Source organism: Enterobacter sp. BWH64 (assembly GCF_001037645.1).
Lineage (GTDB): Bacteria > Pseudomonadota > Gammaproteobacteria > Enterobacterales > Enterobacteriaceae > Enterobacter > Enterobacter hormaechei_C.
In genome coordinates this window covers 49,637-62,089 of sequence record NZ_KQ089923.1, presented here as the reverse complement: position 1 = coordinate 62,089, position 12,453 = coordinate 49,637, and the positions used below count along the sequence as shown (strand labels likewise).

At 45.7% G+C, this 12,453-nt stretch carries 11 protein-coding genes and 1 pseudogene; 7 read left to right on the top strand and 5 right to left on the bottom strand.

What is annotated here, in order from left to right; genetic code table 11:
* The first annotated feature begins 73 nt into the window (after window positions 1-73).
* The 6 genes from SK50_RS22685 (at window position 74) to SK50_RS22660 (ending at window position 8,356) form a co-directional block, all read left to right on the top strand.
* Window positions 74-481, top strand: a complete 408-nt coding sequence (locus SK50_RS22685; RefSeq protein WP_023304028.1) for a hypothetical protein — start codon at window positions 74-76, stop codon at window positions 479-481.
* A 14-nt stretch (window positions 482-495) separates the two neighbouring features.
* Window positions 496-1,383, top strand: a complete 888-nt coding sequence (locus SK50_RS22680) for a hypothetical protein (RefSeq protein ID WP_023304027.1) — start codon at window positions 496-498, stop codon at window positions 1,381-1,383.
* A 496-nt stretch (window positions 1,384-1,879) separates the two neighbouring features.
* On the top strand, window positions 1,880-2,875 hold the full coding sequence (locus SK50_RS22675) for an IS110 family RNA-guided transposase (protein ID WP_032635071.1): 996 nt from the start codon (window positions 1,880-1,882) through the stop codon (window positions 2,873-2,875).
* Between the two features lie 133 nt (window positions 2,876-3,008).
* Window positions 3,009-5,147, top strand: a complete 2,139-nt coding sequence (locus tag SK50_RS22670) for an AAA family ATPase (protein ID WP_032635023.1) — start codon at window positions 3,009-3,011, stop codon at window positions 5,145-5,147.
* Window positions 5,144-6,928 (top strand): UvrD-helicase domain-containing protein, encoded by a 1,785-nt coding sequence (locus tag SK50_RS22665; RefSeq protein ID WP_032635024.1) that lies wholly within the window; start codon window positions 5,144-5,146, stop codon window positions 6,926-6,928. The genes SK50_RS22670 and SK50_RS22665 overlap by 4 nt, the downstream gene beginning before the upstream one ends.
* A gap of 507 nt (window positions 6,929-7,435) precedes the next feature.
* Window positions 7,436-8,356, top strand: a complete 921-nt coding sequence (locus SK50_RS22660; RefSeq protein WP_045341327.1) for an AbiTii domain-containing protein — start codon at window positions 7,436-7,438, stop codon at window positions 8,354-8,356.
* 101 nt (window positions 8,357-8,457) lie between these two features.
* On the opposite strand, the gene SK50_RS22655 is transcribed toward SK50_RS22660, so the two are convergent.
* The 3 genes from SK50_RS22655 to tap all read right to left on the bottom strand — a co-directional run bounded on the left by SK50_RS22655 (window position 8,458) and on the right by tap (window position 11,294).
* Window positions 8,458-8,934, bottom strand: a complete 477-nt coding sequence (locus SK50_RS22655; RefSeq protein WP_045341329.1) for a hypothetical protein — start codon at window positions 8,932-8,934, stop codon at window positions 8,458-8,460.
* A 1,411-nt stretch (window positions 8,935-10,345) separates the two neighbouring features.
* Window positions 10,346-11,239 carry an incFII family plasmid replication initiator RepA gene (gene repA, locus SK50_RS22650; protein WP_101706504.1) on the bottom strand — a complete coding sequence of 298 codons (894 nt, stop codon included), beginning with the start codon at window positions 11,237-11,239 and terminating at the stop codon, window positions 10,346-10,348.
* Window positions 11,220-11,294 (bottom strand): RepA leader peptide Tap, encoded by a 75-nt coding sequence (gene tap, locus SK50_RS23600; protein ID WP_071594637.1) that lies wholly within the window; start codon window positions 11,292-11,294, stop codon window positions 11,220-11,222. The genes repA and tap overlap by 20 nt, the downstream gene beginning before the upstream one ends.
* An 82-nt stretch (window positions 11,295-11,376) precedes the next feature.
* On the opposite strand from tap, the pseudogene SK50_RS24305 reads away from it, so the two are divergent.
* Window positions 11,377-11,487: pseudogene (locus SK50_RS24305) on the top strand (replication protein RepA).
* 23 nt (window positions 11,488-11,510) lie between these two features.
* Here SK50_RS24305 and SK50_RS22645 read toward each other — a convergent pair.
* The gene (locus tag SK50_RS22645) at window positions 11,511-11,780 is read right to left on the bottom strand and encodes a replication regulatory protein RepA (RefSeq protein WP_001568069.1); all 270 of its coding nucleotides are present in this window, start codon (window positions 11,778-11,780) and stop codon (window positions 11,511-11,513) included.
* A gap of 136 nt (window positions 11,781-11,916) precedes the next feature.
* Complete coding sequence (locus tag SK50_RS22640) at window positions 11,917-12,453, bottom strand: phospholipase D family nuclease (protein ID WP_001568070.1); 537 nt, start codon at window positions 12,451-12,453, stop codon at window positions 11,917-11,919.

Genomic DNA, 12,453 nt, shown 5'->3' with positions numbered 1-12,453 from the left:
TTTCACTTGATCTTACAGAATTTTTGCACTCAAATAGAAACTCATAACTGGCATAACTATATTTGAGGAATGTATGAATAACGAAGTTACAATCGATGTTGATAATGAGGTTCTGAAAACAAAAATTATTGATTTTCTAAATTCTCAGCAGCCTTTAGACAAGCCTGTACTCCTAGCAAAAGTTGGTAGTCATCTGCGAAGAACTCTAAGTGAGAAACTCCCAATAACATTCAAACTGAAGAATTTCATCCATGAAAATTTAAAAGGTAAAGTTGACATTATTGAATCGACTTTAGATAAAACCTATTGTGCAGTAAAAATCTCAAATTATGAACTTGCGCTGGATAAAGATCAAGAAATCGTGGATAAAAACACTCGGACTCAAGAAACTCTTTTTGATTTTTTACTACGTAACCTTTCCCAACATGAAATGAAATACGTCAGTATTCCTCTGAATATTTTGAACAAAAAAGTAAACTGACTAGGGTAAGGCTGATGCACTTAATCTTGATTGCAGGTTTAAATGATAAAATAGCATCTAGAATAGTAAATCATTTACGTGATTCAGTTGGTAATACTTATTTCATTGCCATGAATAGGCGCATTGGGTCCAAACGAATTTCTGATAGTGATTTTAATAATACAATTAATGAATTGGTTGATTATTCATTCAATAAAGATGCAGATTCATTTGGGCTGGTTATAGATCAAAACCTGAGTAATTACATCGATATTTTTAATAAATTACTTCCTTCTTCATTCATTACAACTCCAGATATTTTTCCTGAGGATGTCCATATTGATACCGACAGAAAACTAAATGAGTGCGTGAATAAATCAAAGAAAAAATTTGAGTTAGTGGTTCGTGAGATTATAAGATGTGTATCTTTCCTTAATAATCAGAACCAAGCGAAGCGTAATACGACACCGTTACTGCTTCCTGTCGTTAACTATGAAAAAAACCTTGTGCAAGAGTTACTTTGTGATGTGATAACCGAACTTTATGGAGCTAAGGATAAAGAGAAATGTTTAAAAGATCTCATTGCAAAATTTGATAGAAAAGTACAAAAACACAAGATACGTGTAAAAGATAAAGAAATTCAATATTACGCTAGAGGAAAAATCGTATTTAAATCACCAGGAAAATACACACACGGTATTAAATTTTTAAAAAATGAAGATAAACATAGTAATTTTTGTTACCTAAACGGCGTTTATCGAATAGGGTCTAAAATACACAATGGCTTTCATTATGACTGCGAAAATATCAATTCAGGAAAAATTAAAAAGGACATGAGGAATTGTTGTGGTGAGGGAGAGAAACACAACACGTTATATATAAACATATATCCAAATGATTTCTTACGAGTTCCTAGCAAATAATAAAGGGGGGTTTCCCCCCCCTTATAACCCTATTCTTTTCATGCCTTAAGGATCTACAGTTGCCATCCTTCTCATGCCTTACGCTAACATTGTCCACGTCATGGATAGTTAAAACTAAGCACATTCCGTCTAGACTCTGAAAGCGAACACAACTGTTTTAGGGAAAACAGTGTGTCATCGCGATGACGAAGCTCCGATGAAGCTAGCGTGCACGGGACATATTCAAAATCTTAATAGGATTCTATACCTATTGGCATTTAGTATACACTCGTAAGTCGCCATAGTCTACTTCATCAATAGTTCTGATGTTTAGATCTCCTGACCTGCCCCCTTCCCTTAAGGTCAGAAAAGTCGGCACCGCTGAACCTTGTTTAGCAGCACATGGCCCTCCGCTTCACCTTTCACGCCAGTACATCAGGTTGAACGGTTACCGGGAGCTCGACTCCGTACGTACAAGGCGAACAGGCGTGACGGTTTATGTGAGAGGAGTTTAACCATATTTCCAGTCGGCATTGACGTAAGTAAAAACACTCTGGATCTTTGCATGCTTTATGACGGTATCAAAGGACGCATAAAAACCCGTAACATCCAAAATAACAGACATTCAGTTGAAAATATTATTCGCTGGCTCAGGCTTCAGCACTGCGGTCCGGAAGATGTTCATGTTGTGATGGAAGCTACCTGTGTTTATCACGAACGGCTGGCCACTGAGTTACATGATGCCGGTTTCCGGGTTTTTCTGGCCAACCCTCACCGCAGTCGGGAGTTTGCACGTGGCATGGGAATAATGACAAAAACAGATAAGGTGGATGCGTATATGCTGGCCTGTTACGCATTTCTTAAGAAGCCACACCGCTGGGAGCCGCCGGCACCTGAAATCAGATATCTCGGTGCACTCCTGCGACGACGGGATGTTTTGCTGGGCGATGCCCTGCGTGAGGAGAACAGGCTGGAAAAATACCTGTCGACAGACACACCTGCAGATATTATCAGTTCCTGCAGGCGTATGGCGCAGCTTCTGCGCGAGGAGGTAAGTAATATCGAGCGGCAGATTAAAGCACATATCAAAGCCTGCCCTGCACTGAGGCGTGATTATACACTGCTGACCTCAATTAAATCGGTTGGTCCCCTGCTGGGGATGCATATGCTGGTCGTGCTTCGCAGCCATAACTTTACATCAGCAGAGCAGGCTGCCGCCTTTCTGGGCGTGGTGCCGATCGAGAAACGCTCAGGCACATCGGTCCGGAGCCGACCGCGGATGTCGAAAATCGGCCCCCCTCAGTTGAGAGCGAAGCTTTACATGTCCGCCCTGTGCGGAAAAATATATAATAAGCGAATGCGTAATATTTACGATGAGATGTGCCTGCGGGGTAAACCTAAAATGGTGGCGATTGGCGCGCTAATGCGGAAACTGGTGCACTGGTGTTATGGCGTCCTGAAGACCGGAACCGTTTTTAATGACGAAAGCCTGAAACAAGTACTGTCAACCTGACTGGCATTAAACTCAAGGTAATGCTCACAGCAATAAGTGAGCGCAGTCCGCTATGAGCGATCAGAGCAGCTACGCTAAAATCGTGGTCAAATAAATAACTAAGGCTGCTCAAGGAGCGGCAGGCCGGAGAAGCATGTATATTTCCAAACTGACCCTGGTGAATTACAAAAACTTCAAGAACACGTCTCTGCGGTTTCACAAGGGAGTGAACACCATTATCGGGGAAAACGGCTCAGGGAAATCTAACATCCTGCGAGCTATTCGCCTCCTGCTTGACGACAATATGGTGCGTTCTGCTTATCGTCTGGAAGAGGGCGATTTCAGCCGATCACTCGACCAATGGCAGGGACACTGGATCATCATCAGCATGGAGTTTGACGAGATCACCACTGATGAATCCGTTCAGGCACTCTTTCTCCACGGTACGGCTCCCTTGGACGATGGGCCAATACATAAGGCCACATATAATCTCATTTTCCGACCCAAAAAAGACATCAGGTTGAAGCTGGCAGCCTTAGAATTGTTTGATTTTAAAGAACTCTCGGAGATTCGTGACGCAATCACCATCGATGATTACGAAACGCTTTTCACTGGACGGAGCAGTGCTGATTTCGGAAATCCAGCGGTATACCGAAGTATCGTTGGAGATTTTGATATATGTGATTTCTCATCAGAGACGGAGTTTCCAGAAATTGGGGCAAAGGTGCCGGGCTTCCTTTCAGTTACGAAAGAGGTCTCGCTGACTTTCATCCAGGCCTTGCGCGATGTTGTTTCTGAGTTTCACAACAATCGCACTAACCCTTTACTCACTTTGCTGAAGAGCAAGAGTGGAGATATCAATCCACTAACGATGGAACCAATCTCCGAGATGGTCCGCGGACTTAATGCCTCAATCGAAGGACTTGAGGATGTTCAGTCAGTTCGCAATCATATTCGTGAGACCATTAAGGACGCCGCAGGTGAAACTTACTCCCCTGCTTCACTCTCAATCAAGTCAGATCTCCCTGAAGAAGCAGATAAACTTTTTCAGTCCCTGCGACTATTCGTTGGTGAATCAGAAGAAGGGTACGAAGGTGCAATTCATGAGCTGAGCCTTGGCGGTGCCAACCTAATATACCTGACTCTCAAACTACTGGAGTTCAAGTACCAGCGGGAAAAGCTAGCCATGGCCAATTTCCTTTTGATTGAAGAGCCGGAAGCGCACATCCATACTCATATTCAAAAGACGCTGTTCGATCGCATCGCATATAGCGATGCGCAGATCATTTACACCACGCACTCAACTCACATCTCCGAAGTCAGTAATGTAAGCAATGTAAACATACTGGGCCGTCACGGAGCGTTTTGCGAGGCCTATCAGCCTGCCAGAGGTCTAGATCCCACCCAAATCAATAGCATCCAGCGTTATTTGGACGCGGTGCGTAGTAATCTCCTCTTCGCCAAAAGCGTGATACTCGTTGAGGGTGATGTGGAGGAGATCCTGATACCAATACTGATTAAGCTTGTACTGGGCGTAAGCGTTGACGAGTTGGGCATCAGTGTCATCAACATTCGTAGCACAGGATTCAAGAATGTTGCGGTTCTCTTCCATGACCTACGTATTAAGAAACGATGCGCCATCATCACTGATTTGGATAAGGCCTTCTTTAATATCACCGTACAGGCAACTGATAATGCCATTGTGGCAAAGATAAAGGCAAAAGCTGCGGGATCTCAGAAAGCCGGTTTAGAACGGCAGGCCGATTTGACAGAGTTCACGGCAGAAAATCCATGGATTGAAACCTTTTACGCCAAACACACCTTCGAGGTCGACTTTGTCGCAGCCGGCAACCAAGAGGCTATCGTCCAGACCATTCCGGTGGTTTACAAGGATCAGGGAACCAGGGAAGAGGCGAAGCAGCAACTCAAGTCCGGAGACCTGCAACAAATGGGTAGTCGTACGCTGACAATGGCTCGGCAAGAGGGTAAGGGGTGGTTCGCGCTTTTGCTCGCTGAATACCTCACTCCCCAAGTCCAGATACCTGAATACATCATACAGGCCATCCATTTTGCACATGGCAAATTTCCGCGTTCCCTTATTGTCAGAATTCTCCAGTATCGCGCTGAATACCGATATGGAGCAGATGTGGCAAATCTGCCAGCGAAACAATTATTTCTTCAGGAGATAAATCGTTTTGCGCAAGGAGATATTGGCCTGGCTGAGTTCAGGATAACAATTGGACGTTTATTACCGGGAGACCCCATTATTGTATTCTTAGGGAAGTTGCAATGAGGTTCATTTGGGATCCAAGTGACCTCAATCCTGAACAGGCGGCAGCAGTGACAGAGCCATCGAGCATTTTTCTGATCGCTTGCCCGGGTAGCGGAAAAACGCGCACCCTGACCTACAAAATTGCCTATGAACTCTCTCGTCGAACTGATAAGCGGATGGTTGTTGCCATTACCTACACCCACCGTGCAGCCGATGAGATCCAAGAACGTATTGAGGATTTGGGCGTTGATACTTCTGGGCTATGGATTGGTACCATCCATGCCTTTTGCCTGGAGTGGATCCTTAAGCCATATGGCATTTATTCGCCTGAACTAGCGCGTGGTTACCGCGTTATCGACCCGTACGATCGTGAGCGTCTGCTGGAGAGGCTGTGCGCTCAGTATAAAGGTATCACTCACTGGGATTGTGACTACTACGTTACTGAAACGGGTTATCAACTTGGCTGTGTCGATACGAGAAAACATCCTATTATTCAAAACGTTTTGAAGGAATATTTTAAAGAGCTTTCATCAAGCCGACAGATCGACTTCGAACTTATCCTTTGGTATGCGTACTGCTTGATGCGGGACAGACCTCCTATCGCAGTACTGCTCTCTCGCGTGTTTTCCCACATCCTCGTGGATGAGTATCAGGATACCAAACAGATTCAGTACTCTATTTTGACGTCGATACTTCGCGCTGGAAGGGGGGAGACCAAAATACTCATCGTTGGTGATCCGAATCAAGCAATCTATGGCTCACTGGGTGGCTACGCTATGCCATTAGATGAATTCCGTGCGCAAGCCGGAATCCCGATAAAGGAGTTTGCGCTCAGCCTAAACTATCGCTCCAGTGAGCGAATCATCAGCTATTTTTCGAACTACAGCGTACACGCTAGCAAAATCACCGGTGCTGGCAAAGATGCTAAATTTCCCAGCCGGATTACCTATAATCAAAAGGTTACACGCAGCAATGTTCATGATGAGATTGTAAGGCTGATTCGGAAGAGTCTAGACAACGGCTACTCACCCGAAAACATCTGCGTCCTCGCTCCACAGTGGGTTTTGCTTGCCTCCACGACTCGAAAACTAGTTGCAATGTTGCCTGATCAGCAATTTGATGGCCCAGGCCTCATACCTTTCAGTAATAACTTCGATAATTTCTGGTTCAAGGTTTCCAAGGTTTTACTGACGGATTCTTCCCCAGCATTACTTATCAGGCGACTGCGTTGGGCAAACGAAGTAATAAAAGATCTTGATAGTTTCGGCGTTGATACTAAGACACTGACACCGAGAATCTTGCTGCGGGAGAGTAACGCGCTCACGGTCAATGAGTTGGACGGACTCCGCTACCTGGACCAGGCCTTCACCGAGCTGCTCAAGAGGCTCAATATTTCTCCGGAAATTCATCCTGCGCTCTTGACTCATCGAGAGGCTTTTTTCAGCAGCTCAGCTGCGCGAATAGAGCGTCTGCAAAAGGAAGGGGCGACATACATCAATCAAATATCCGTCTTCAAAAAAGTCTTTCGCGAAAGAAGCGGCATCACTGTCTCCACCATTCATGGTGTCAAGGGTGCCGAGTTCGACGTCGTCATCGCCTTTGGATTATTGGAGGGCATGGTACCGCACTTCAATGAAGTGAATGGACATGTTGCCGCAAGCAAGCTCCTCTATGTATTGAGCTCTCGTGCTCGGAAAAATCTTCATTTAATCTCGGAGTCAGAACGTCAGAGAGGAAGATACAGTAGCTATTCCGCGACCGAATTACTCGCGGCCTGCATCTTTAATTATGACGAGGAGTAAGGCATTAGTAGGATGGGACGCTGAGACTGTCACATTGAGCAGCTCCCGACAAACTAACATAGCACGATGTAACCAACTTCCGCTTATGGCGCAAAGCAGACATTAAAGACTACAGCATCGGGATACTTTCGGATGCCGCGTCAGCCGCATGGAGGCGCCAGATGAGGTTACATGTGTCTGTGGAGTCAAATGGCGCCGAAAGCCCGGCGTAGCCGGTTACCGGGCTATAAATTCTGCCTGTCTGCCCCCTGCCCTGGTTAGCTTTAACCAGCTATCAACAATGAAGAAGTTCAGGTAATTTAAGTGATACCAACTGTCTGGAGATTCATGGGGCCAGTCTACCAGCACCGAAGGTCTGCGAGGAGCGGACATAACATCCTCGGGATAGTGTGGGAATGGTGTTGTCCCGTCAACCGTCTAAGGCTGATGTTTTACTAGGCATAGTACTGTATGTCGATTACTTATACATATAAACTGGCAAAATAGGTTTTAATACGGAGATGAACAATGTCCCTGCTACATCAGATTCAAGAGTCTGTGGTTCAAGATGGATCAAGCTTGGGTCCAATACTGCTCAAACTCCGACTCTTGGCAGCAAGATTAGGAAGTAACGATTTAGAAGAATGGGTCAAACATGAGTCGGAAGGCTATCCTCAGGATGCTGTGCTTCCCGATTACAGAATAGTAGGAGTAACTTATAAAGGCACGTTTTCTGGCCCTTTTGGCTCTGGTATAAAAAATGCGCCTATCCCACCAATATTAATAAAAACGTTTGCAAATGATAGCTGGAATAACTACTCCGTCAGAGAAAGCATTGCTGCTGTTGACGAACTTGTTAAAGTTAGTACAAAAGGTGGTTCTTTGGGGATTAATGCGTCAAATTTAATCCTTCTTCTACAAGGGAAGATATATAAAGGTTATGCTTGTAATGATATCTCTGGAGATATTTCAGTAGTATCACTATCAGAAATTTCACAAGCCGTTCGTAATAGAGTTCTTGAATTAACAATTGAATTTGAAAAATCAATTCCCTCAGCAGCACACATCACTTTTGGTACTCAAGGCATGGATAAAGATAATGCATCAAAAGCCCAGCAAATAACACAACAAATAATCTATGGTAACGTTGGTAATGCCATCTCTGGTGGCAGCGAATCAACTATTAACGTAAATATACAATCACACAATAAAGAATCGGTAGCAAACTACCTGAAAGATTCAGGTATTTCTGAAGAAGATGCTCGTGATTTTTCACTGATTGTAGCGTCTGAAACACCATCAAGTTCTGAAGAACCTTTTGGGGAAGGTGCAAAAAATTGGATTGCATCAAATATAAGAAAAGCTGCCGATGGGACTTGGAAAGTCGGGATGGCAGTTGCAACCAAAGTTCTGACGGAGGCTGCACTGAAATACTATGGTTTGCAGTAAATCATGGGCCGCATTTCGCGGCCATATTAATATGTACAGTAAAGCTAAATGTTCATTCAAAAGTAGTTAGTGCCCATTTATGAAAATTTATTCGTGTGATTTTATCTTACTCGGTAAGCATGTTCCAACACCAATCTTGCTAAATCAGTTTGTTGATTTGATAAATCGACCTCATACGTAAAACATAGTAAAGATAATACTCTTGCAAATTTAACTCGTACTTTTTGCAAAGATTTATAAAAAAGTACTTCATCTATCGAATTTTGATGCTTATATAATAACATTAAATTTTGGCTTAGAGTGTGGATTAAATCTAATAATAAATGTTGCGCTTGCTTGGATTTAATGTCTAATCTTAGCTGCTCTGTTTTCTCTTTGATTGATTCTAAACTTTTGATTACTGCGTGGGAAACCTCTGAATCGAATGGTGCAATTAAAACCTTTTTACCTTCAAGGTAACTGAAATATTTTTCAAACAGTTTCTTATCCGGATCAGATATAAATGGAATCAACTCTTTAGCTGTGATGCCCGAGATGGATGCGACACTTGCTAAACCACCTATTATTTCTAAAAACAATTTCGGCCTCCTGATGATAATTTAGATAATTAGACTATTTTTTTAATTTCTAAGTCTCGAAAAGTAGAAGTGTCCATTTGAGTTAGGATGCTATAGATAATACTACGATCGTTTGGAATGCACTACTACCAGATTTGCCACATTACGAAAATTTAGCTTTCTAGATCAAACGGCTATAATCACTCAGTAATAATTTCAATACTAAGCATCCCCATGTTGCACGACCAGATTGTGATTATCACAATTCTTGATATTAGGCTTTATTCCATTCATGAATAAAGGCCCGCTCACAGCACAAAGCAGACATAAAAGACTACAGCATCGGATGCCGCGTTAGCGGTATGGAGGCGCCAGACGAAGTTACATGTGTCTGTAGAGTCAAATGGCGCCGAAAGCCCGGCGTAGCCGGTTACCGGGCTATAAATTCTGCCACCCTACCCCCTGCCCTGATTAGCCTTAACCCGCTATCAGCAATGAAGAAATTAAGGTAATCCCTTTTAACCCCGGTGAGCGGGCTTTACGGCGTTTACGACGTAAAGGGCGTGATTTCCGGGGCCTTGGCGGCGGCAGCTTGCTGCTGACGCTTAGGGGGATGTTCTTCAGTTATTTCAGCGACACCAGGGAACTTAACACGGTAGCTGCAAAGCCATATCCGCTTAAAACAGCTCAGACGCCTCTGTACGCGGTCGGAGTGGTCCCGACAAGGCGACAGCCGCAGTCGGGGCGTATCTCCGCATTAGCGGGCCGCAGGGCCGCTTACGAGCGTGTACTAAACAACTGACCACAGCTTCACCCACAACGATGAAGAAGAATAGTTACAACACCCATCATTATAAGCGATGGTGTTCCCCGGCCTTTGGCCGGGGGCGGCGGCGCTTTTCAGTGGTGGGGAGGGGCACGGGATGTCAGAACGGCGCTGGTTTTCTGCCATAAGGGATTGTTTGTATGTTGTAACTACTGGTTCCGGGGCCCGTCGCAAGGCGACGGGAGGTACATATGTTGTTTCCGAACCGGCGCGACCGTCAGGTCGCTGCAAGGGCGGGCATTCTCAGGAGCCTGTCCACAGGTCAGGCGATGAACAGGTTATATCTTTATAAGAGAGAAAAAGTCTTTATTTAAAAGAAGTAAAGATCTGGTTTTTAAAAGAAACCACGCACTTTGAAATTACTTCGCCTGGCGCTTTGTAAGCATAACGGTTGTAACCTTATGGAAACTTCCCTTGCAGTTATTTGTGGATAACTGAATTCAGCGGCCGAAAGTGACGCCAGCGATGAAATTTCTGGCCATTCTGATGGTCGGAAAACATGGGATTTGGTTAACAGCCCCGCCACTTAGCTCAGATAATAAGCTGTGGCGGGAAGCAGACGTGCGGAACCCTCCGGCGCCAGCCGGATTTTTCACACAGGAAGGGTTATATGGGGACGGTGGCCAGCCGCGTGTAGTTGTTACCGCGCGACATTAGCATGCGCTCTTTCACTCGCCGCTCCAGCTCCCGCTTCATGGCATCAAGACCACCGGTAAAGCGTCCGCAGGCGTATTCCCGTGTCAGCTGTTGTTTCACCAGGGTCACAATGTCCTTGCGGGTTCTTTCCGCGTCACGACGTGCACGGGCACGTTTCAGGCCATGCTGTTTACGTTCGGACTGGTAGCTGCGGAACCGTTCGCGCACAAACCGCCAGGACTTCGCTATCAGCTCGTCCATCTCCAGCGGCTTCAGGTTCTGCTTTTTGCGCTGCTGATTTTCCCATTCCACGCGGCTGCGGCGGGCAGCCACAACAGCCACGTCAGAGACATCGAGCGCCGAGAAAAGTGCTGGTGTGAAGGTGATATCAGTCGGTATATTGCAGCCAATCTGGGGGTCGTATTCGGTCTGGTAGGTAATCAGCCCCAGCTCCGCCATAAACTTCAGCGCCCGTGTGGCACGGGTGATGGACAGATTGCCGGTTTTCGACTCGGTGGCCAGTCCGCATTCAATAGCCAGATTGGTGATGGAACGCTGGACACGGTTGGCCAGCGGGTCATAGTGGAAACACAGTCCCTGGAGAAGGGCATCAATGGCCCGACGGCGCAACAGTGGCGGCATGCGATGACGCTTACCGAGTGAACGCACGAACGCCACATGAACGGAAAAATCAAAACGGGACGTGAAGCCTTCGGCTTTCGCCATCAGCTTACGACAGAACGGTAGTGTCGCTTTCTCTTCATCGCTGCCTTTTTTCTTCGGCACTACGAATTGTGGGAAAGGATTTTTTACCTGTCGGTAATGAGAGAACAGGGCCTTGGCGTCAGTCACACCTTCCCGCACTTATGTTGCACGGAAGGAGCACTGAGCACAGAAGGTATTGCAGTTTTCTGAGCATAAAACTATACTCCCTGCATAGAGCAACAGCTTCTATACAGTTTAAGTAGGCCCCGTTAATCTTCTTCCCGTCGCCAAACTAGATGAAGATTATCGGGGTTTTTGCTTTTCTGGTTCTGGGTAGACACCTCATCAGAACCAGTTCCCTGCCACCTTACGGCGTGGCCAACCAGAAATCTCTAAACGATCAGTAATCTAGCACTCATAGCCAGTAGGATCAAGAATGTGACGTCGTTACGCCTATTCCAAGCTTGGCTGATTCCATTTCGATAAGCCTTTCAATCATTTCCGCTTGGGTGATCCCTTCATTTTCACACATTAACTGAAGCTGGCTTTTAAGCGAGTCACGCACAAACACCCTCACTTCTTTATGCGTGGCTTTTTTACGTGCAACAGCTTTCTGCTGACGCTCTGCAGCAGAAAGCGGATTCCCTTTTCTGTAGGGACGTTTAGATGAGGAAGTAACTGCGTTAACGACCTGTGACATCTCTGCCTCCTCAAGCATTTAACAAAATACTTGGACAAAGATACTACACGTAGCCAGATGCAGCGAGAGTCTATGTTATTTTTTGTTATATAACCTGCCCTTGTTGGCGCAATGAACAGGTTATTCAGCGAGGGGGTTAATACGAAGAACTCCAGTCTTTTCCCATCTCCCAACGAGTTTGCCAGTGCTGCAGGTAGGTATTTGCCAGAACAGGATAATCCCGGATGACCAGAGCATTTTCGGAGTTACTGCGCGCCGCCGCCCGGCTGAAGTTGAACGAGCCTGTTTCGACGTTACGGCCGTCAGTGATGATGACTTTGTCATGCATGATTTTGAACTGGCTGACGGTACGTACCGGGATGCCGGCATTCACCAGCAGATTCATTGCAGCCACACCAGCACTGCCTTTTGTACTGTTCGCTTTCCAGTCAAGAACAGCCTTCACATCTACCCCACGCTGTTTTGCCTGAATCAACGCCCGGGTGACCTCCGGCGATGTAAAGCTGTACCCCATCAGACGAATACTTTCCTGTGCGGTATCGATAGTGTTCAGCACCAGCTGCAGCGCAGAACCCTCGGGTGAAAATCCTGCCTGTACCGTTGGCTGAGCGACTGCACCACCTGAAACTATTAAACAGACCGCCAGGAGACCAGACACTGTTGAACGTTTCAT